Annotated in this window: 21 protein-coding genes and 4 pseudogenes; 2 read left to right on the forward strand and 23 right to left on the reverse strand. The window is 56.1% G+C overall.

Annotated features, from left to right (window positions below):
- Positions 1 to 48: 48 nt before the first annotated feature.
- The 19 genes and pseudogenes from HX884_RS20090 to HX884_RS20180 all read right to left on the reverse strand — a co-directional run.
- Positions 49 to 378, reverse strand: a pseudogene (locus tag HX884_RS20090) (phage tail protein); the annotation flags it as partial.
- A 124-nt stretch (positions 379 to 502) separates the two neighbouring features.
- The gene (locus tag HX884_RS20095) at positions 503 to 1036 is read right to left on the reverse strand and encodes a tail fiber assembly protein (protein WP_178328687.1); all 534 of its coding nucleotides are present in this window, start codon (positions 1034 to 1036) and stop codon (positions 503 to 505) included.
- Positions 1037 to 1049: 13 nt separating this feature from the next.
- Entirely contained in the window at positions 1050 to 3326 is a 2277-nt protein-coding gene (locus HX884_RS27310; RefSeq protein ID WP_256737178.1) for a phage tail protein, read from the reverse strand.
- Between the two features lie 11 nt (positions 3327 to 3337).
- The gene (locus HX884_RS20105; RefSeq protein ID WP_020689443.1) at positions 3338 to 3868 is read right to left on the reverse strand and encodes a phage tail protein I; all 531 of its coding nucleotides are present in this window, start codon (positions 3866 to 3868) and stop codon (positions 3338 to 3340) included.
- Positions 3861 to 4769: a baseplate assembly protein gene (locus tag HX884_RS20110; RefSeq protein WP_040021835.1), complete on the reverse strand. Its 909-nt coding sequence runs from the start codon at positions 4767 to 4769 to the stop codon at positions 3861 to 3863. The genes HX884_RS20105 and HX884_RS20110 overlap by 8 nt, the downstream gene beginning before the upstream one ends.
- A gap of 5 nt (positions 4770 to 4774) precedes the next feature.
- The gene (locus HX884_RS20115; RefSeq protein WP_020689441.1) at positions 4775 to 5125 is read right to left on the reverse strand and encodes a GPW/gp25 family protein; all 351 of its coding nucleotides are present in this window, start codon (positions 5123 to 5125) and stop codon (positions 4775 to 4777) included.
- On the reverse strand, positions 5122 to 5763 hold the full coding sequence (locus tag HX884_RS20120) for a phage baseplate assembly protein V (RefSeq protein ID WP_178328688.1): 642 nt from the start codon (positions 5761 to 5763) through the stop codon (positions 5122 to 5124). Before HX884_RS20120 ends, HX884_RS20115 begins: the two co-directional genes overlap by 4 nt.
- A 115-nt stretch (positions 5764 to 5878) precedes the next feature.
- Positions 5879 to 6346 (reverse strand): phage tail protein, encoded by a 468-nt coding sequence (locus tag HX884_RS20125; protein ID WP_102752654.1) that lies wholly within the window; start codon positions 6344 to 6346, stop codon positions 5879 to 5881.
- Positions 6309 to 6599: pseudogene (gene lysC, locus HX884_RS27025) on the reverse strand (Rz1-like lysis system protein LysC). Before lysC ends, HX884_RS20125 begins: the two are co-directional and overlap by 38 nt.
- Positions 6520 to 6867, reverse strand: a pseudogene (gene lysB, locus HX884_RS20135) (Rz-like lysis system protein LysB); the annotation flags it as partial. The pseudogenes lysC and lysB, both read right to left, overlap by 80 nt.
- Positions 6864 to 7373 carry a lysozyme gene (locus HX884_RS20140; RefSeq protein ID WP_178328691.1) on the reverse strand — a complete coding sequence of 170 codons (510 nt, stop codon included), beginning with the start codon at positions 7371 to 7373 and terminating at the stop codon, positions 6864 to 6866. The pseudogene lysB and the gene HX884_RS20140, both read right to left, overlap by 4 nt.
- On the reverse strand, positions 7357 to 7578 hold the full coding sequence (locus HX884_RS20145) for an HP1 family phage holin (RefSeq protein ID WP_020689436.1): 222 nt from the start codon (positions 7576 to 7578) through the stop codon (positions 7357 to 7359). Before HX884_RS20145 ends, HX884_RS20140 begins: the two co-directional genes overlap by 17 nt.
- Positions 7569 to 7772: a tail protein X gene (locus HX884_RS20150; protein ID WP_028027926.1), complete on the reverse strand. Its 204-nt coding sequence runs from the start codon at positions 7770 to 7772 to the stop codon at positions 7569 to 7571. The genes HX884_RS20145 and HX884_RS20150 overlap by 10 nt, the downstream gene beginning before the upstream one ends.
- Positions 7773 to 7937: 165 nt before the next feature.
- Positions 7938 to 8378, reverse strand: a complete 441-nt coding sequence (locus tag HX884_RS20155; RefSeq protein WP_023619960.1) for a DinI-like family protein — start codon at positions 8376 to 8378, stop codon at positions 7938 to 7940.
- Positions 8379 to 8487: 109 nt separating this feature from the next.
- A complete protein-coding gene (locus HX884_RS20160) occupies positions 8488 to 10449 on the reverse strand; it encodes a replication endonuclease (RefSeq protein WP_178328692.1) in 1962 nt (653 codons plus the stop codon).
- Position 10450: 1 nt separating this feature from the next.
- Positions 10451 to 10672 (reverse strand): TraR/DksA family transcriptional regulator, encoded by a 222-nt coding sequence (locus tag HX884_RS20165; protein ID WP_023619962.1) that lies wholly within the window; start codon positions 10670 to 10672, stop codon positions 10451 to 10453.
- Positions 10672 to 10899: a DUF2732 family protein gene (locus tag HX884_RS20170; RefSeq protein ID WP_038420649.1), complete on the reverse strand. Its 228-nt coding sequence runs from the start codon at positions 10897 to 10899 to the stop codon at positions 10672 to 10674. Before HX884_RS20170 ends, HX884_RS20165 begins: the two co-directional genes overlap by 1 nt.
- Before the next feature lie 67 nt (positions 10900 to 10966).
- Entirely contained in the window at positions 10967 to 11305 is a 339-nt protein-coding gene (locus HX884_RS20175) for a DUF5347 domain-containing protein (protein WP_023619964.1), read from the reverse strand.
- 32 nt (positions 11306 to 11337) lie between these two features.
- Positions 11338 to 11601, reverse strand: a complete 264-nt coding sequence (locus HX884_RS20180; protein ID WP_014833350.1) for a hypothetical protein — start codon at positions 11599 to 11601, stop codon at positions 11338 to 11340.
- A 132-nt stretch (positions 11602 to 11733) separates the two neighbouring features.
- On the opposite strand from HX884_RS20180, the gene HX884_RS20185 reads away from it, so the two are divergent.
- A complete protein-coding gene (locus tag HX884_RS20185) occupies positions 11734 to 12309 on the forward strand; it encodes a phage repressor protein CI (RefSeq protein WP_102752650.1) in 576 nt (191 codons plus the stop codon).
- Complete coding sequence (locus HX884_RS20190) at positions 12309 to 13343, forward strand: tyrosine-type recombinase/integrase (protein WP_178328693.1); 1035 nt, start codon at positions 12309 to 12311, stop codon at positions 13341 to 13343. Before HX884_RS20185 ends, HX884_RS20190 begins: the two co-directional genes overlap by 1 nt.
- Positions 13344 to 13509: 166 nt before the next feature.
- Here HX884_RS20190 and HX884_RS20195 read toward each other — a convergent pair whose 3' ends face one another.
- The 4 genes and pseudogenes from HX884_RS20195 to HX884_RS20210 all read right to left on the reverse strand — a co-directional run.
- Positions 13510 to 14193: an outer membrane protein gene (locus HX884_RS20195; RefSeq protein WP_178328694.1), complete on the reverse strand. Its 684-nt coding sequence runs from the start codon at positions 14191 to 14193 to the stop codon at positions 13510 to 13512.
- 137 nt (positions 14194 to 14330) lie between these two features.
- Positions 14331 to 16444: pseudogene (locus HX884_RS20200) on the reverse strand (fimbria/pilus outer membrane usher protein).
- A 63-nt stretch (positions 16445 to 16507) separates the two neighbouring features.
- Positions 16508 to 16936 carry a DUF1090 domain-containing protein gene (locus HX884_RS20205; protein ID WP_014833354.1) on the reverse strand — a complete coding sequence of 143 codons (429 nt, stop codon included), beginning with the start codon at positions 16934 to 16936 and terminating at the stop codon, positions 16508 to 16510.
- 62 nt (positions 16937 to 16998) lie between these two features.
- The coding region (locus HX884_RS20210) for an ATP-binding protein (RefSeq protein WP_178328695.1) at positions 16999 to 19860 on the reverse strand (2862 nt) is incomplete at its 5' end.

Here is a 19860-nt window from a genome sequence, read left to right on the forward strand (position 1 = left end):
TGCGTGATCTGATCCTTCAACTCAGCAAAAGTTCGATTTATTCAACAAAGTCCCAATGATGTTAGAAATGGTTTCTTTCTGTGCGGCTTCCGGGTCTTCCGGGTTATCGACACCTTCGGCCACGCGAACAACAACGACAACCGGTTTGCACTGATCGGCAATCGCCTGAAGGGAAGCGGACAGCGTGCCTGTTTTCCCGGCTTTCGCAATCGCGGATTGTACATTGGTAATGAGCACTGGCTCGTTAAGAGGGAATGTCTGTTCGTCAGCATCGCTGGCCGTACAGACCATACCGATGATTGCCGTCGAGACGGTGGAAATGGTGCGTGTGCCATCGTTGATTTCGATGACTTCCACGCCGTGGTGATAGTCGCCCATCCGTTTAACTCCGTGGTTTAGTGGTGAGGGTATTTTCTGTGGAGCGCGCGATGGATGCGACGTATTGGGGTTGGGGAAAGGATTACACAACAAACGAAAAGCCCTCCGGGAGGAGGGCTTGGGGTCAGGCCGGGCGTTCTGGCCATTGAATATCTGGCGCTTTGCTGGTATCAACACGGTTGAGGAGAACTCTGTATTTTTTCCACTCCTGTAAGCAAGCGCTTTCCGTATCAGTTGCCATCGATAAATCAACGGCATCCTGCAGTGGTGCTATTACTTCTGCAGCTGCAGACATGAGCGAGTGTTTTTGCTCTTCAGCATTCGCTATAAGCTCTTCTTTCGTATAATGGTAAAGTTCTATCGTATTACCATTGAATAACCACTGCCCTGAATTTGAGAATTCAGACGGAATATCATCCGGCTGGATTTCTGCGACAGACAGGCCACGCGGTACTAAAGCAGAAACATCGAAGGATACAGAATCAATTTTTCCATCAGGGAAGTAAGCTATTTTCAGCGTACCCTCAGAAAAGTTGTCTTGAACTTCGTACCAGTCATTTCCTTCGTTATCCTGAAGGAATTCATATCCCATATCAGCAAGTTCTTTTTTTTCACCACTCTCTGGAATATACGGAATGAAATTTTTATAGATAAGCATACATATATCCTAATCAGGCTGAAACAGCGTTTACCCATGAGCTATTAACGAGATACTGGATGGGACGCAAACGGTAATAGCCATCGTTTGACCCGAAATCTCCCCCCATCGTTACAACGTACCCTGATTGATCTGCCAGGCTACCGCTACCATTTGATACGTCTTTTGATGCTCCCAGGCGGACCGCCGTAACATAGTTACCTTTAGTCTGATAACGAGCATCACTTTCGGATTTGGTATATGCCTGACCTGCTGGGGTGTAATTTCCTTTAGGCTGATATCTTCCGTCGCTCTCTGCTTTGGTATAGGCCCCGGTTTTCGCCATATACCCCGCATCGCTTTGCGCTTTTGTGTAATAACGGGCGTCGAAATTAGCAAAACTTCCGGGAATGAGCTGGCCTGGCGCGCTAAAATTACCACTGGTATCCCATTTATAATTGACATCCTGACCGCCACTGCCTTTCATGTGCAAATGCCACGAAAGAGCGGTATCAGCGACAAGAGACCCCATTGAAAAAGCCCATGAATTGACACCGGCGATGCTTGCCTGTTGTTTTAAAGCTGGATGGTATTCACTCGCACCGGTTGTCGAATATGAGTTAAAAAAAGCTGCTTTTGTTTTGTACTGTTCTGCCCATGCAAGTGCACCGGCATAACCCGCTGTAATTTCCTTAGTGGCGAAAATGGTGTTGCCTACAGTAAATGGTGTCTCAGATTGTAATGCCCCGGTTTCCAGGCTAACCCGTAATGGACGCAATGAATTGTAGTTTCCGTAAGCATCGCCCTTATTCGTCAGCATCAGATAAAGATTATTACCGTCGTTGCGCCAGAAACACCCGTAGTTTCCATATGCAATCCGATAACTATTTGCGGAAATGGATTGTACTTCTCCGTTTGAACGCAAATAACCGCTAAATTGTCCGGCGCCGTTTGCCTGAAGCAATAGCGAGCCATCTTTATTTCGCTGAGAGTAAAAGTGATAGCCTGTATCGTCCCCCAGTTCAACGACAGTTGGCCGGTCTACATTCCCCCAAAGGCGCCAGTTTGCATTCTTGTCAGAGGTGTTGGCTGAAACAAAGGCAAGCTTTTTCGTGTTTCCCGAATAAAATCCGCCAAGTTGCGAAGTAATATTCCCCCGCACTCTCAGGCCTGTACTCGCGCTAATTGCCAGCTCCTCCTGCGAATCGGTACTGCCTGTCGCCAGACGGTATTCGCCCCCCTGAACGGTTTCATGCCAGATAGTGTCCGTCGCTCCGCCGCGCATTTTACGCAGATAATTTTTAGTGCCTGTCGTGGCGTTGGAAAGTGCCGTTAAGTTGTAGGTGGCCTGTGCTACAGCGTCCTGATTTAATGTTCCGGTCATACTGTCACCGGCTTTACTGACTCGCTCACTGGCATTTATATTGGCTGCAGTAGCGTTGTCGTTTGCGGATTTAACCGCCTTCGGCGTCGCTGCCAGCACCTCCGACACACTGTCAATCGCACTGCTGAGCTGGACAAGCCCCTTACGCGCCGTAGTGGCATCTACCGCGGTGTACTTGGCGTTCGCCAGATCATACGCCGCCTTCACTGCCTTCGGCGTTGCCGCCAGCACCTCAGAGACACTGTCAGTGGCGCTACTCAGCTGAACGATCCCCTTACGCGCCGTGGTTGCATCCGCTGCGGTATATTTCCCGTTCGCCAGATCGTACGCTGCCTTTACCGCTTTCGGCGTTGCGGCAAGCACCTCAGACGCGCTGTCGGTGGCGCTGCTTAACTGGGTGAACCCCTTTGCGGTCAGCGTGGCGTCCGGATGGCGGCGGGACTGCTCATGCTCCGTCAGCTTCCCGTCGACGTATTCCTGCGTGGCCATCACCGTTGAGGTGTCAATCGTCAACTCGACGGAGGAAATATCGCTCACCATAATAACCATGCGAAGCGTCTGCGCGCGTCCTGACCCCTCTGCCAGCGCGGGCTTATAGCTTTCAGCCATATTCCCGACGGCAATCAGCGTTCCGGTATCGTCATAAAGACCCATCTCACGCATCCAGAAACCGCCCACCTCAGGCGGGATCAGCAGCTCCGCCACAACGTAGTTTTTGTTCTTCTTGTCCTGGCTGATTTTATTCAGCGCGTGGCGCCAGACTTCCTTCACCAGCTTTGTCTGGCTGGCATCCGGAACGGGCAACGCACCGCCGCCGTCGCCGACCGCCATTGCGGTGAAGTTCACTTTCTTCGCGTTCGGGACGGTTGCTGCAGCCAGTTTTTCTGCACCGGCTTTGGTGATAACCGTTTTAAATTTCACTGTCATTATGCTCTCACTTATCCGGGGTAAACCGTAATGATGTCGCCGTCATAGCTCAGGGCACCGGTAAAGAGATAACCCGGAATGTCCTGGATGATATTCAGGCCGATAAGGTGGCGGCTGGCAGGCTTCGCATCAGCGATAAGCCTTTCCATCTCGTAATACATTTCCTCGGTGATACCGGTGTCTAACACGCCGATATCAAGGCGGAAGGTGCCGGGCGGGTCGTTGGTTTGCCACCACTCGGTGACGTTAATCAGATAACCAAGCGGCTCCACGACGCGGCGCACGGCGCCGATGGTTCCCTTGTGGGCATGGATAAACCACGCCGCGCGGATCACGTCCCGTTTGGTGGCCTCCGGCCAGTTCTCGTCCCAGCGATCGACCGAAAATGCCCACGCCAGCCACGGCAGTAAATTCGCCGGGCAGGTATCCGCGCTCCAGAGATGGCGCAGCGGTACCGGCGTTTTTTCTATCTCCGCGCAGGCGCGCGCGGCCGCCACCTCAAGAGGCGACGATCCAACCGGTAAAAGACGGGTATCACTCATCGCTCCCCCCCACGGTTACGCTGTAGTGGCTGCACCATGAGGCCTGAGTTTCATCGAGCACGATATCGGCTGCCGGGGCGGTCAGTTCCACGCGCTGCACCCCTTCAACGTGAAGAGCGGCGTAAATGGCAGACTTGCGAATATCGCGTCCCAGCCGATGCTGCGCCGTGATATAGGCCTGCAGCCGGGCTCTGGCCGCGTTAAGCACCGGTTCGCTTTCCGGGCCGGGGAAGAGGAACAGCGAGGCCGCAATGGTGTAGTCGACAATTTTGGCCGACTGGACGGTCACGCGATCGGCGACTGGCCTGACGTCCTCATCGTTCAGCGCATTGCGAACACGGGTAAGCAGCTCTTCAGACGCCACGCCGTTATTCTCCCGTGAGAGCACGGAAACGGTGACGTTCGCGGGCTGGGGGCTGATCACGGAAATATCCGCCACCCGGCCATCCGCGCTGCGGCCATGGAACTGATAAGCGCCTGTCGAACCGGCCACGCTCAGCCCTTCCGGCGCCTGCTGGATACGCAGACGAAAGTCAGTATCAGACTCCATCACAGCCGGCGTGGGCGGGAAGGTCGTGTCGTCGGCAGGCGTAATCACCAGACGCTGAAGGTTAGCGTTTGCCCCAATCTGGTCGAGATCGCTGCCAGTGGCGTAGGCCAGCATGACCGCTCGCGCGGCCTCGTTGACGCGCTGGCGCCAGATAACTTCCCGATACGCGTTTTCCTGCAGCAGCTTCACAATCGGCTCTGACTCTAAGGTCAGCGTGCGTGCGATAGCCTCTTGCTCCGCCTCAGGAAAGAGTGAGACAAAGGTGGCCTTTCGTGCTGCCAGCAGCGTTTCATAATCCACCTCCTCCACGACATCAGGCGCGGCGAGCTGGCTCAGATCAACAATAGCCATAGCGTTTAACTCAGTGAAATGGTGAGAGAAAAGGAGCGATCGGAAGAGGGTCGCGTGCCAGTGATATCGACATACAGCGTCCCGTCACTCTCCGACCGTTCGAAAGCAATCGCCGTCAGGCTGATCCGCGGTTCCCATTTCTGGATCGCGGAATAACATGCGGCCATAATCTGCAGGCGCAGCGCCGGACTCTGGGGCCTGTCGATCATCGCCGCCAGCAAGGAGCCGTACTCCCGGCGCATAACACGTGAGCCAACTGGCGTAACCAGAATGTCGCGCACGCTTTGCCTGATGTGTTCCGCCTCTGAAATGCTGAGCCCGGTCTGACTGTTCATTCCCGTGTAGCGCACCGTCATTGCGTCCCCTTAGTCCAGCTTCCGCCGCTTTGCACACTGCCGTGGGCATGGTTGTCCACCTGCACTCCATTCGAGGTGAATTTACCGCCGGAATGTTCAATATTTCCGGCCATCACCCCGCCCTTCTGCACCTCCAGAGAGGCGGTAATTAACTTGTTGGTACACACCACTTCAGGCGTATCCAGCGTGATACGGGTCTCTGCTTTCACCTGTACAACCGGAACGGTCGCGGTCAGCGATTCCGATGCGGTGATGGTTGCCGTTTTGATGCCGATCGCGGTTAGCGCACCGTTGCCGGGCTCATACTCGATAACCGCCCCATCAGGAAACGAGACGTGGAGCGCGTCAGGCGACTCAGACGGCGCCGGATGGTCGTCAGAAAAAATGCCTGGCAACACGAAGGCGGTATCCAGCTCACCGCCGATAGCCAGCAGCAAGACCTGTTCACCCTCGGACGGTGCCCACCAGACGCGCGAGCGGCCTGCGCGGCAGGTCAGCCAGTTCAGCCAGGTGGTTTTCATCCCCCCGGACTGGACGCGGCAGAGCCCTCGTTTGAGGTCGACATCGGTCACAACACCGAGACGAATAAGATTGCGGATCGCGCGAGCGATGCCGTGCATGGAAGTTAGCGTATTCATAAGAAGAGAATGCCGCTCAGGGCGATCGGCAGCAACGAGGCGGGGTTTTATGCGGGATGAAACAACAAGTATGGCCAGCCGACAGGGCTGTGGGCTGGCCATCCGCGTGGTTACGTCAGGCCTCCCACCGGCTGACCAGTTCACCGTTGACGTATAGCTCCATCGGACGCGTGACGGGTTCCGGCAGCGGCGGCTCCGGAGAATAGGTGGCAAGCAAGGTCCCTTCATTCTCAGACACCAGAATCCGCTCGGTTAACTGCAGGCTGAAGCTGATATCTGAGGTTTCATCGTCATTGAAGACAACCTGAAAGAGATACCCCTTTTTACGCCCCTCATCGAGGGTAAAAATATCCGGCTGGTTTTCCCGAAGCCAGGCCAGCACCGGGACGAAAATCCCCTCGCTGTCACCGGAAAAACCGCTGACGTTCGCCTTCAGCTCATATTGTTTTTCGAACGAGAGCGAGGCCGCCAGACGCGCATCGATGTTACCGCTCCCGATGGTCATCCGTAAGCGCTCCGGGTTTGCGCGCAGTTGTGGTACAGCGTCAATTAATGCCTGACGCAGGCTCTTGAGTTTGTGCATCGAGATTATCCTGACAGTCTTTAATGGTTTCAACCTGCAAGGCGCAGGCGATAAGGGCATGCTCAAGCCTGCGAATATCGGCGCTCAGATCGCCGTTAGTGACAGGCTCACTTGCCGGCATCGGGCAGGCGCTCACCTTTGGGCAAGCGTTTTAAACAATGTGCGGCGGAGGCGCAGGCGGCGCGGGTGTGCAACCTGCGGACAACATCAGGCAGCTGAGCGTGATACCAGCGGCGTAGTGCTTCATTTTCATTCATCAATCTCCCGATAGCCGCTTCGCGCCTTGCCATCTCCTCAGCGGTAACGGCAAGCGCATCGCGGAGCCTGACCTGCGCGTTTTCATTTTCTCTGGCCATCCGTTGCGATACGGCCAGCTGATGGTTCAGCGCGCGAATCGTGTTTTTTTGTTCAGTGGCGATCTGGTTGGCTTTGGCAAAGGAGCGGGACAGGTTCAGATTGTCATGACGAAACCACAGGGTAATGGCCATCAGCACAGCCAGCATCAGCAGGAGAGTTCTCATCCCGCCCCCTTCATGCACCAGGCCTTTTCACGGGCCCGACGGTTTTCAAGCCCGGCGTTCTTCTTCCCGTTGACATACACCCAGCGGGTCAACTGATCGCAGGCCTGCGGCCACTGCTTGTGATGAATAAACGCTACCAGCGTCGAACGGCAGGCGGCACCGGTTCCCACGTTAAAGGCAAAACTGACCAGCGCGTCATAGACCCGGGGTGGCATCTCCACCGGCGCGCATGCGGCAAGCCGTTTCTCAACCTTCAGAACGTCGGCGATCAGGTTCGCCGCCGCGTCACGCTCGGTGATCGCCTGCGTCGGTACAACGCCTGCCGTATGGCCAATGCCTGACGTCCATACGCCCGCGCTACAGCGGTAGGGCGAAAGACGGCAGCCTTCGAGATTGGCAATTAACGCCAGCCCTTCAGGCGAGGTGTGCAGTAATCGAAAGTCAGGCATGAGCACCGCCAGGGCAAGGACGCTGGCGACGCTGCAACGCTTAATGATTGAGTTCACGAATACTCTTCTTATCGAGGCCCAGAGATTTGAGATAGCGCCAGGTTTTTCGCTTAAACCAGTAATTCGTCAGCGCCGTAAAAATGGCGCAGAGGCTTCCCACGTACAGCGCCACTTTTTCAGGAGACATCGCCCCGAACCAGGCCAGCGCCACGGCCAGCCAGTAGGCAATAAACGTGGTGACTTTCTCCAGACTCAGTCCCATAGGTTCACGGATTCTTTTCTGGGTGCGCTATCGACCTCTGGCATGTCTACTGCCGTACCATGGGGTAAGACAACGCCATACTCAGCAAGGCCAGGATTGGCTTTCAGAACGGGTTCGACTACGCCTGCCGTGCGCCCGTAATAACGGGCACAGATGGCATCAAGCGTATCCCCCTGCATTGCATAGATCTTCATCAGACGCTCCAACATCCGGATTTCCAGGTACTGTAGAGTTTCCAGAGCCAGCGCCCTTTCCGCTACCGCAGGCGGATGGACAATCGCGGACACAACAGGCTGTCCGCGTACGACAGAACGCGGCTCAAATATGAATGAAGGTTGTTGCCCGGGAAAAGGCAGACGCTAGCGCCAGCTCTCGTCTTCCCAGACTTCCCGAAGAATGTTGTCTAACGCTTCGCGCTCGGCCTCGCCGTTGATGCCCAGCAACTCGACGCCCGTCATGGAGCCTTCTTTCACCGTCACCCGCGTTGACGGGAACAGAGGCCTTATTCTGCGGGTGAGTTCGCACTGGAAGGCCTCCACGACGGAAGGGCCAATGTGCTGATCTTTATCCAGGGTAATATTGACCCGCACATTGCCTTCTTTTTTGATTCGTTCTGGAACAGGCGATGCCGAGAAAACAACGGTAAACGCGTTGTTTTTGATTAAATTCCCTCTCGCTATCTCAGCAATAAGATTCAGGGCAATTTCACGATCTCTCTCCTGACATGTTCCTTCCGTCGTCAGTCGCGCAATCATCTCGACTCGTTCAATCATGACTTGCTCATTCAACTCTCTGTCCACACAACCTCCACCACGAGAAACTGTATAAACATACAGTATCACGTAATCATAAAAAGAGTGAAGCAAAAAATCAGACCTGTTTGCGGTATGTGCATGATATCGATGGAGATTAGCGCATACTTCCGGCGACCTGATGCCTTAAATGCCCGGTACGTTCAAGGATTGAACTGGCCTTATCCAGGTAGGGCGGGGGCAACTCGCGGTGTCGGTGCAGATGAGTAAAATCACCCGCCGTACAGTTATTGACAGAACTCCAAGAGGGCGCGGTGGCGCCCTTAAGGTCAACGGCCCGCTTCGGTACAATCTTCCACTGTTTGAGGCGCGTTAAAACCGGTGACCCGGCCCCAACGGCCGCATCGTAGACCCCGCGGATACAGACGGTTTCCTCGCCGTACTGGTTATATTCTTCCTTCGATTCGTAGAGCGTACGTACCTGCAGATCGTCACGACGGACAAACGGCCCGCCCTGGGCGTTCACATACCCCGCCCAGTCTCCGGCGTCCGCTGCGTCATGCACGGCGGCAAACTCCACGCTCAGGCCATGCGCCGTCTCGCGGTCGGCGAGACGGCGCAACTCCCGGTAGACCGTCACCGGCGCACCGCCAATAAACTGAAACTGACGGATGTGCCAGCGGGCCGCCCAGGCGGAAACGGCGGGTGCGGTCTCTTTCAACAGCTCGCCATTTTCATCATCAGTTTCGCCATCAAGCGCATAGCCATCGATATTCTTCGCGATGTATTTGGCGATATAGCCGGTAGCGCTGCCCTTCTCCGGGTCAATGGCTTCGGCATGAAAACGGGCTTTTTTCGCCCTGTCGCGTTGTAACTCGAAGGCATCCTCTTCGCAGGCATAGTCATTCATGATGCGTCTAACCCGCCCGGTATCCTCCGGCCGCATGAACACCAGCATATGCCAGTGGGGCGTACCGTCGTGATGAGGTTCAGCAACCCGGATCCCGAAAATACGAATCCCTTCCCGGTGCAGCTTCGCCCGGATACGCGCCCAGAGCCGGTTGAGATAATGTTGCGTGTCTGCCGGGCTGGCGCCGTTCCACTTGCCGTTACGGTAACCGGCCTGCACGGTCGCGTGATACTTCGCGGGGGCGGTTAAGGTGTAGAACTCGCCTGCATAGCCCAGCTCATGGCAGATATTTTCAAACCCGCGAATGCGAGTCATCAGTTCACAGCGACGTATTGCGGGGTTGGCCACCGAGCCATCGTATTTTTCGATCAGGCTGATACGGTTACCCTCTTCATCTTCAAGCTCCAGTCCCTTCAGGAACTCACGCGTACGGCGCTTCTGCTCGCGCCACTCGGCGATGCACCGTTTGCTCGCATAGGCAGATTTCTTTTTGCTGACGTGACCGATGGCGATCTGCAGATGCTCCCGCCAGGCGGCCGCCATCCGACGCAGACGACCGCGCCACCAGGCCTCTGAAAACATCCGGATCACCGCCGGGGCAACGTCCTCTTTGCAGAAGACGGTTTTGGACACGCGCTCCCAGTGGGGAGGAACCACGTTGAACTGACGGGTAATGACACCGGCGCGCTGATACCAGGCATACAGCGTTTGATATTCACCCATGCCGGCATCGTCCATATTTGCCAGCTCGGCGCGAATAAAGCGGGCGATGTCAGCCCCCAGCAGATCGATATCCGCACGGGACATATCCGGAAGGCGGTTGAAGCGGACGACCATATCAACCATCCGCGAGGCAAGGTATTGCCGCAGCGGCGTGTCGAAGTGGCCATCAAAAACCGTCGCAGAGACGCTCTCGTGCACGCCGACCCGGCTATATTGCTCAGCAACCCGCTGCAGGCGGGGTAATACCCCTTTACAGAAGCGGATCAGAAACGTATTGGCTCGCGGTGTGCCCTGCTGCTGTTCGATGGCGTCAACCGTACGCCACACTTCGGAACGGACGCATTCAGGCTGCAAAGAGAGGGCTTTTCTGGCTTGCAGCAGCGCCGCGAACAGACGATCGCGACGCTGCAGTTGAGAGTGTGTGAGATAGGGGCTGGCAATGGCCGTCCGTGGCGCATTCCACGGATAAGCACAGGAGATAGCCAATTCATCCTCCCCGATAGTGTTTGTTTTTCAGCTCCGTCATTTCCTGGCAGGTAACGCACATGGCCACGCCGGGGACGGCAATACGGCGTGCCTCGGGGATCGGGGCGTCGCACGCTTCGCAGAGCAAACGCGATGGCGACACAGGTCGACGGCGCGCGCTGTTAATGTGGCGCTCGCGTTCTGCCAGTTCACGCTCCTGCACCAGATCGATAAAATCCGCCATCAGTGCAGCTCCTGGGATTCACGCTCGTAACGGGCCGCTTCGTGGCACAGCAGTTCAGCCACGTCTTCACCGCTCATGCCGGTTTTGTAAATGTGGCTGGCCAGCGCCTCAAGGCGCTGTGAAACCGCGAGCGCACGTGCTCTTCGCTCCTCGGTCTTTGCCTGAGCCAGCAGACGTACCAGTTTGTCTCCCTCGATCGGGGACGTGCGGTTTTCGCTATTTCGCATTACTCGTTCTCCTTAAATTCAGGCAATAGAATGCCCGGCGGGTTTACGCCATTACGTTTGGTTGGGGTTACATCGGCATGGTCAGCCGTTCGGGAAATAAGCTCACGACTGCACGAAAATGGTTCATGGCGGTAATCAGCGCCCTTTTCTCGTCAGTCGTCAGTTCACCGATCTCGCACGCATGACGGGTAGCGGGTAATTTCGCCAGGAAGAAGATGGCGGCCAGCGCGCGGGTGTTCTCTTCAAAACAGGGATCGCGCTTATCACGCAGCTCTGCAAAAAACCGCGTCAACTCTTTCTCGCTATCGCCCCAGAATCTGGCGCGCAGTTCGGCCACGTGGTTAAGTCCGGACAGACGCGCCCCGACGCTGAGCGGAACGCTTGCCTGAGCAGCTTCTATCGCCATATCGCCCCTCGCTTCGTTTCCCGCAACGTGAATTATTCACCGATAACAAGCTGGAAGCGGGAATGGCCTAACGCCTTACGTAGCTGCTCCTCTTTCCAGCGCGCATAATAGATACGGATGGGGCCACCTGCTTTTTTGCAGCCCTTGCGGATAGTGCGCGGCTCAATGGGGACCCGGGGGTTATCACCGGTCGTCCAGCGGTAGGCAGTACGTTCAGAAACACCTTCCAGCGCGGCGAATTGCTGCAGCGTCACCACAGGGGCTGGCACTTTGATGATTGCGATTTCAGAAGCCATGTTGCATGATTCCCATTTTGATAATAACTGCAATCTTTAGCCTCTGTTTGCCAACGTCTGCCGCTGATTGCCCGAATTTGCAATGATACTAATACCCAATTGAGTATTAGTAAACACCCAAAGGAATATATTTTGATTTTAGATTCTCAAGTGAATAATGAAGAGTTGCTCGATAGAATCTGTCAGGTATATGGTTTTACGCAAAAAATCCAGCTTGCCCGGCACTTCAATATTGCCGCCAGCTCGCTGCAGAACCGCTACGCACGCGGCACTATCTCTTATGACTTCGCCGTGCAGTGCGCCCTGGATACGGGCGCCAGCCTGCGCTGGCTGATGACCGGGCAAGGTGCTCAGTTTGAAGGTCAGCCTGCGCCGGGCGATCCTGTATCTGTCGCGTCATTCACTCTTAGTGATGGTCGACTGGAAGAAAATACTACTTTGAGTATCGGCTCCCATTTCTTCAGCAAACAACTCACCCGCGGCATCGCCGTCCGGGCTGAGGGAAAACTTCACTTTGTTGAAAAAGACGCATCGTTAACCGACGGGCTGTGGCTGGTTGAGATTGAAGGCACCACCAGCATCCGCGAGCTGACGCTCCTGCCGGGTAAAAAACTCCACGTCGCGGGCGGAAAGATCCCATTTGAATGCGGTATCGACGAGATAAAAACGATTGGCCGTGTGGTGGGTGTCTACAGCGAGGTTAACTGATGGCGGTCCGTAAAAATCCTGCCGGTGGCTGGCTTTGCGAGATCTACCCCAACGGGGCAAAGGGTAAGCGCATCAGAAAGAAATTCGCCACCAAAGGCGAAGCGCTGGCCTTTGAACAGTACACCGTTCAAAACCCGTGGCAGGAAGAAAAAGAGGACCGCCGCACCTTAAAAGCGCTGATTGACGCCTGGTATAGCGCTCACGGCATTACGTTGAAAGACGGTCTTAAACGCCAGCTGGCGATGCACCATGCCTTTGAGTGTATGGGCGAACCGCTCGCGAGGGATTTCGACGCGCAGATGTTTTCCCGCTACCGGGAAAAGCGACTGAAAGGTGAATACGCCCGTTCTGCCCGGGTAAAAGAAGTTTCCCCCCGCACGCTTAACCTTGAGCTGGCCTACTTCCGGGCGGTATTCAACGAGCTGAATCGTCTGGGGGAATGGAAAGGCGAAAATCCGCTGAAAAATATGCGCCCTTTCCGCACGGAAGAGATGGAAATGGCCTGGCTGACGCAGGAGCAAATCGCCCGGTTACTGGCCGAGTGTCGGCGTCATGACAACCCGGATCTGGAAAACGTGGTCAGGATTTGTCTCGCCACGGGCGCACGCTGGTCTGAGGCCGAAGGGCTCAAAAAAAGCCAGCTGTCGAAGTACAAAATCACCTATATCAATACCAAAGGGCGAAAAAACCGCACCGTTCCTGTCAGCAAAGCCCTGTATGACACTCTGCCTGATAACAAAAATGGCCGTTTGTTTAGTGATTGCTATGGTGCGTTCCGCTCTGCACTGCAGCGGACAGGTATCGAGTTACCCGCCGGGCAACTGACCCACGTGCTGCGCCATACTTTTGCCAGCCACTTTATGATGAATGGTGGGAATATCCTGGTCCTGCAGCGGGTGCTTGGACATACAGACATCAAAATGACTATGCGATATGCGCACTTTGCACCTGATCATTTAGAGGATGCCGTTAAGCTCAACCCGCTGGCGGTGAGTGGCGATAAAGTGGCGGTAGAAATGGCGAATAATGGGTAATTGATGGCAAACAGTGGCAATCTATGTCAGTGATAAATAATACAATGCATTGATTTTTGGTTGTTCTGGTAGGAACTCATAATCGCTTGCATCAAAATGCCAAAAAAGCCAACCCCGCACTCCCACGGTGTTGGCCCTGTTTTAAAGCAGTGACGGTCACAACAGGTTAAAACACGTAACGCATACCCAGCGTAAATTCGTTAGAGACAATATGCGCTTTCATCTGCTCGTCTTTTAAACCGCGCGCGTTAGTGAAATTGTTATATCCGCTTTCGATCTTGCCCATATCGATATAGCGATAGCCCAGAACGACATACAGACGTTCAACCGGCGTGTAGCTTACGCCCACTCCTAACGCGTAGGTCAGGTTGCTTTGGGTGGTCGAGGCGTATTCACGTCCGGCGTTACCCTGCCAGCCGCCCGCTTTGATCTTGCTCACGCCAAGCCCTGCGGTTCCGTAAACAGAGACACCGTAGCCGAGTTCATAATCGCGGTAGACATTCAGCATCAGTCGTTCAGTTTCGGTCTGCAGGTGGTTAAAGCTGTTCGCGAATGTGCTGGAGCCGCTGGTGTACTCCGTTTTTTGTTTAAAGGTGTATTCACCTTCGGTACGCCAGCCGTTGCCGAACTGGTAGCCTGCGGCAATCGCCGCGCCGCCAAAATGCTCTTTCTCTTTACCGCCCACAAACTGACCGACACCCGGACGCGCGCTGGTATCCATCTCTTTCGCACGCTGTTCAATCTGCAGGTATTTTGCCGAACCGTAATACCCTTCTTCCGTATTTGCCGCCAGAACGGTAGCCGGGATCATCGCCACAGGCAGGGCGATTAAAAGTGCTTTCATCTTCATCTACACTCCATTGAAAAACAGTCAGTGAGACGAATCATAAGCAGTCCCGAAAGGGCAAACTATTAGGATGAATACGCGTTTTACCTGGTAATTTTACGTAGGGATTTGTCTCGCTTTTTGTCCTGTTTATTTTAATTTCAATCGGTTACTGGTTGGGGAAAACGCAGCAGAACAATCGCGCCATCGGTCGGCACTGATTCCAGTTCCGTCACATCCAGCGCGGTGTTTTCCGGCAAGCTCAGGCTATCGGCCGTAATGCGGTTCACGCACCACGGCGTTAAGTAACTCACCAGCAGCTCGCCTCTGGCATTGGTTGTGGAGCCAAACTGGTTATAGAAGCCAATGCCCGGGGAGTCCGGCACGTCCACCAGCGCAGCGGTGCTGCCGAGCTGTTGGCCAAGCGTCACGCCGCCTGCGTGTACCAGAATGCTCCGCTGGTGTCGGCATGATAATCACGGCGCGTTCCCCCGCGTACCATACTGAGGTTCAGCTCGCCCGCGTTGTACTGATAGCCCAGGCTCGCAGACAACTCATCATTGCGGTGTAGGGTATGCGTCGCCTGCAGATCGTAACGCAGGCTGTAATCACTCAACGCCGAACCGTACACATTCACTCCATGACTATCTTCCCCCCGGCTGGCGAGCTCGGTGATATAGCCGACATTACTCGTCGTCCCCCAAAGGGATAAAGGCACACTGAGATTGATACCCACGGTGGTTTCATCCGGGTTTTTACCGTAGCGTTCATAACCGCCGTACAGGCTGACATCCACGTTCTGTAAGGTCGCATCCAGGCTCAGCGTCATCCCCATGCTACCTGCGTCAGGTTCACGTGACTTCAACCCGTGCCACGACAGGCTCAGGCTGGCGTCCTCGCCAAGATTCTGGTTAAGCTCCAGCTGCCCGCGCAGCGCCCGCCGGGTGACGTCATCGTCCCAGCCATATCTCAGCAGCTCCGCCCGCGTGATTTTTTCTTCCAGCGACCGGTAATGTTCATTACGTGGATACCACTGGAGCTGGGCAGTGAGGCTGGTTTCGGTCGTAAAGAACGCTTTGGCATAGCGCAGACGCCACACCTTGCCCCGTAGCGTCTCCGCCTCTTGCGTATAGCGAGCCGCGCTGACATCTGCGGAAAACGCCCCCCACCGCCCGAGGTTAGCGCCAAAACCCGCGACCTGGCTGAAATAGTGCTCCCCTTGCTGCAGGCCGGCAAACACGGTGACCTGCGGGGCAACTCCCCACGAGAACGTACTCTGCCAGAAGCGATCCGTGTCCCTGTCGATACCGTGAAAAGGCTTATACCGACCGGCGGCCAGTTCGTAGCTAAAGAGCCCGTGATGCACCAGATTAGGCATGCTGGAATAAGGCAGCAGGCGGGTACGCTCCGTACCGTCGCTCTCCTGCACCGTCAGCTCCAGGTTGCCGTCCGGGTCCGGCGGATAAAAATCGCGAATGGTAAACGGCCCGGGCGGGACGTGAATACGGTAAACACGTACCCCGTTCTGGTGAATGGTGACTTCCGCCTCTGTGCGGGCATAGCCGTTTATCCACGGGGAATAGGGTCGCCAGCTATCAGGGTACATTGCCTCGTCACTGCCGAGTGACGCACCGCGAAACGCCAGGCTGTCGAACATATTTGAAGAGGTATTGCTGTCGCCCAGCGTCACACGCGAACGCAGCGGCGTGATGCTGCGCCAGAGCGACATCGCATTGGTGTACGAACCGTGTTGTCCCTCTTTTTCACGCCAGAAGGTGTTTTGATAACGCAAACGCCAGGGGCCCACATTAAGGCCATTGTCCAGGCTCAGCGTGGCGTCAGTACCGGAACGCTCCCAGTCATACTGCGCCTGGCTGTTATCCGCATCCAGACGGTAGTTGATAAACAGCGCGTTGATGCCATCATCCCAGCGGCTGGTGCTGACGCCGTTCTGCTGCGGGCTAATGGCGTCTGTCGGGAACAGAAGCGTCAGCAGTTGCGCCTGCGGGCGATACCAGTATTTGAGGTTAAACTGCTCTGCAGACTGTGGTGTCAGGCACCCTTTGGCATCCCAGACCAGACGCGCAAGCACCGCGTCACGTACGCCCCACTCCTCCATCAGCGGCTGGCTAAGGCAAGGCCCTGAGGCAGACACCTCAAACGAAATCGCCCCTTTATAGAGGTTATTGAGGATCACCCACGTCTTTTGGCTTACCGCACGACTTTCTGCCATGGCGAACAGCAGCATAAAAAAGAGAAGATGGAGTCGCATCATGATGGCAGGCAGCGCAAAAAGGTGAGGAGGCTCACGCCCCCTCACCTGTTTTACAAAAAAGCGTTATTTCTGCAGGGAGGCAAGCGCGGCGCGTGCGCGGCTCAGCTCTTGCTGAATGCTGCTCAGATCGCTCTGTTTTTCAGCCAGTTTGCGCTGGTATTTCGCCACTTTCTTGCTGTCGCCTTTGGCTTTCGCTTCACGCAGATCGGCCTGAACCTCGGCAATATCTTCGCGCTTCTCGGCCAGTTTCTTCTCCAGCTTCTTCACCTCTTTTTGCGCGTCAGCCTGTACGCTTGCCGGGGTGCAGTGCGCTTTCACTTCAGCCAGCGCTTTTTTCAGGCCGTTGACCTTGTAGGTATTACCGTACTGCTGGGCGATACGGATCTCTTTTTCCAGTGCCGCGGCTTTGGCAGAGCAGCTTTCTGCCGCCTGGGCGGTGGTGAACATACCAACAGAAGCAATAACGGCAAGCGCGGATACGAGTTTTTTCATCGGGATATCTCCTTTATATGTGAACGTCCTCGAATAAAAGAGTACCCCGGCGGACGGGAAGCTTACGCTGTACGCCCGTCCTCATTCTGCTGTAGGACGGTCTCGCCCGGTTGTAGTCCCGTCTCGCACCAGCGCTGTAATGCGGCCCTTAATGCCTGAATCTCCTCCTCAAGCTGACGGATGCCGCCGCTGTCGGCAGCCTGCTCCTGCTCCAGACAGCGCGCTTCCAGCGCCGTCATACCGAGCAGTTGAATACCGCCCCGCAGTCGGTGCAGCGCGTCCTTCAAGGGTGTACCGGGGTCCTTTCGCCACAGTGCAATATCGCCCAGCGTCTCCTCCAGCACGGTTATCTGCAAATCCAGAAACGTTGCCAGATGCTCACCGTCCAGCAGTGCTGGGGGGAGCGTGATGGAAAATGGCGAAGCAACCGGCGATTTACCGGAGGGGGTCAGAGGGGCAAGCAGATTTTCCAGCGCAACCAGCGTGACCGGCTTGAAGATACAGTCGCGCATGCCTGCTTCCCGCGCCTCATCCCGCACGGATTCACGCGCGTCCGCCGTCATACCAAACACCGTGACACTGGGGTAATGTTCATTGATGATGCGCGACAGGGCATAGCCACTCATCTCGGGCATGTTGCAGTCGGTGATCACCGCGTCCGGCTGTCGGATTGCCAGGCTCTCAAGCAGCTTTGCCGGGCTGTCGTGCTGGGTGACAGCATGCCCCAGCCACTCAAGCTGCTGGGTAAGTAGCATCCGCCCGACCGGATTATCGTCTACCACCATGATGGTCAAGGCTGCGCGTTTGCCGGGTGGCACACAAGCTTTAGTCTCTTTCTCTGGCAGTGCGGCCATGACGGGCAGCCTGAGCGTCACCGTGACCGTTGTCCCCTCACCCGGCACGCTGATCAGTGTAAGATCCCCGTCCATCATGTCCGCAAGCTGGCGACAGATATAGAGCCCCAGCCCGCTGCCCTGCGCCCGGGTACGGCTCTCACCCTGACTAAAAGGCTGGAACAGACGCTGTTGCGTCGCAGCATCAATCCCCTCGCCGGTGTCTGCTATTGTCAGTTCCAGCAGCATAAACTCGCCGTTCTGCCATTGCGGCTGTGCCCGCAGCATCACCTGACCGTGGTCGGTGAATTTAATGGCGTTACCCAGCAGGTTGGTGACGATCTGACGAAAACGCATCACATCGATCAATACGTCCCCCTTCAGGGCAGTATCCATTTCCAGCAGCAGCTTCAATGATTTCTGCGCCGCCAGCCCCTCAAACTGCGACACCGTTCCTTCAATCAGGTTTCGAAGCGAGGCGCGCTCCGGGCGAAGCACCAGACGGCCGGACGCAATACGCTCCACATCCAGGATATTCCCGATAAGCAGCAACAGCGATTGCGCCGCGTCCCAGGCGACCCGTATCGACTGCGGGTTTTGCGGGGCATGGTCGGGACGTTTCATCACCAGCTCCAGCATGCCGATAATGGCGCTGACGGGCGTGCGAATTTCATGGCTCATGGTCGCCAGAAAGGCGCTTTTTCCCCGACGGGCTCGCTCTGCGCGCTGTTTCGCCGCACGCAGCGTCTGAATAAGCTTGCGGATGCGCGCCTGTTGGATGCGCCGCCGACGGTAGATCCATCCTGCCACCAGCGCCAGCAAGGCCAGACCGGCGGCGGTGAACGTCACCAACCACGTTATCGACAGCACCGACGTCGACACAGAGGCAAACGCATTGCCCGTATTGCTGCCGCGCGTCAGGGCGTGGAGATCTTCCGGCGGGATGTTGATCAGCGCTTTATTCAGAATGGTGATCAGCGGCCAGGCCTGCCGCGATGCGCCAAAGGCAAAGCGCAACGGTTCGGCATCGATGCTGGCGAGAATTTTCAGTGAGGCAAATTCTTTGCGGGTGAGCTGGGCGTTGGCAATGATCAGCGGCACCACCATCATGTCGTTTTGATCCTTCACCACGCTGTTAAACCCCTGCCACCAGGTATCGACTTTCGCCGTCTGGCCGCTATTTTGTCGGCCAAGCCAGCCATCTGGCGCTTCACCGCGCAGGCTCACCACGCGGGGCTGAAGCGCCTCCTTCCCCGGAAGCGCGCGTCCAACCATAACCCAGGAGTTATACAACCAGGTTCGGGTGGTGAGGAGATCCGCCTGCCAGATCCCCTCCTGCGTGACGCCTGCAATCAGCTCGGCCTCTCCGCGATTAATGGCCCTGAAGGCGGTGGTCTGGCTGGGATAACGGCGGATTTCAAAGGTAAACCCGGTACGCAGGCGGAGCGCGGTCAGCAGATCCGCCAGGATGCCGCGCAGCTGCCCGCGCTCGTTGAAAAAGGCAATGGGGGCGTTATCCTGCGCCACCGCGACGCGGATCCGGGAATGTTCTTTGATCCATTTATGTTCGAGCGAGGTGTAACGCGGTGGCTCTTCGCTCAGGGAGAGCGGGATCCCCCCGCTCCAGCGACGGTGGATCTCCACGCCCGCGTTCTCCGGCAGCGCCGTCAGCATCTTGTTGAGGATCGCGATCCAGACCGCCATCTTTGGCATCGCGGCGAACGAGAATCCCGACGCCTCGAACGTGTCCGCCACCGGACGAATAGTGAGATTGCTTAAATTGGACTGACTCGCCAGATAGCGCGCGGTGATCGCATCGCTGAAGAACAGATCGATTTCACGAAACGCCAGCGCCTCCAGCGCATGTCGCGTGGAGGAGAAATTCACAATGTCAGCCCCCGGATAACGGGCCAGCACGTCACTGCTGCTGTAGACAGGCGAAACGGCGATCCTTTTCACCGCCTCATCGGGCGAGGCATCGGTATTCACCACTTCAACCGGGATGTTGTCGCTGTAGGGCACACTCAACATCAGCCCGGCTTTGTTGAATAAATCAGATTTCGGGTAAGTCTCCCCCGTAGCGGGTTGTGT

The organism is Enterobacter sp. SECR19-1250, from assembly GCF_013391025.1.
Lineage (GTDB): Bacteria > Pseudomonadota > Gammaproteobacteria > Enterobacterales > Enterobacteriaceae > Enterobacter > Enterobacter cloacae.

Excerpts from the sequence above, each read along its gene's own strand:
- HX884_RS20165 (WP_023619962.1), bottom strand. The coding sequence starts at position 10,672 with ATGGCGGATTTTATCGATCTGGTGCAGGAGCGTGAACTGGCAGAACGC.
- HX884_RS20175 (WP_023619964.1), bottom strand. The coding sequence starts at position 11,305 with ATGGCGATAGAAGCTGCTCAGGCAAGCGTTCCGCTCAGCGTCGGGGCG.
- HX884_RS20205 (WP_014833354.1), bottom strand. The coding sequence starts at position 16,936 with ATGAAAAAACTCGTATCCGCGCTTGCCGTTATTGCTTCTGTTGGTATG.
- HX884_RS20180 (WP_014833350.1), bottom strand. The coding sequence starts at position 11,601 with ATGGCTTCTGAAATCGCAATCATCAAAGTGCCAGCCCCTGTGGTGACG.
- HX884_RS20125 (WP_102752654.1), bottom strand. The coding sequence starts at position 6,346 with ATGCACAAACTCAAGAGCCTGCGTCAGGCATTAATTGACGCTGTACCA.
- HX884_RS20195 (WP_178328694.1), bottom strand. The coding sequence starts at position 14,193 with ATGAAGATGAAAGCACTTTTAATCGCCCTGCCTGTGGCGATGATCCCG.
- HX884_RS20190 (WP_178328693.1), top strand. The coding sequence starts at position 12,309 with ATGGCGGTCCGTAAAAATCCTGCCGGTGGCTGGCTTTGCGAGATCTAC.
- HX884_RS27310 (WP_256737178.1), bottom strand. The coding sequence starts at position 3,326 with ATGACAGTGAAATTTAAAACGGTTATCACCAAAGCCGGTGCAGAAAAA.
- HX884_RS20105 (WP_020689443.1), bottom strand. The coding sequence starts at position 3,868 with ATGAGTGATACCCGTCTTTTACCGGTTGGATCGTCGCCTCTTGAGGTG.
- HX884_RS20115 (WP_020689441.1), bottom strand. The coding sequence starts at position 5,125 with ATGACGGTGCGCTACACGGGAATGAACAGTCAGACCGGGCTCAGCATT.
- HX884_RS20120 (WP_178328688.1), bottom strand. The coding sequence starts at position 5,763 with ATGAATACGCTAACTTCCATGCACGGCATCGCTCGCGCGATCCGCAAT.
- HX884_RS20150 (WP_028027926.1), bottom strand. The coding sequence starts at position 7,772 with ATGAAGATCTATGCAATGCAGGGGGATACGCTTGATGCCATCTGTGCC.
- HX884_RS20110 (WP_040021835.1), bottom strand. The coding sequence starts at position 4,769 with ATGGCTATTGTTGATCTGAGCCAGCTCGCCGCGCCTGATGTCGTGGAG.
- HX884_RS20170 (WP_038420649.1), bottom strand. The coding sequence starts at position 10,899 with ATGCGAAATAGCGAAAACCGCACGTCCCCGATCGAGGGAGACAAACTG.
- HX884_RS20145 (WP_020689436.1), bottom strand. The coding sequence starts at position 7,578 with ATGGGACTGAGTCTGGAGAAAGTCACCACGTTTATTGCCTACTGGCTG.
- HX884_RS20095 (WP_178328687.1), bottom strand. The coding sequence starts at position 1,036 with ATGCTTATCTATAAAAATTTCATTCCGTATATTCCAGAGAGTGGTGAA.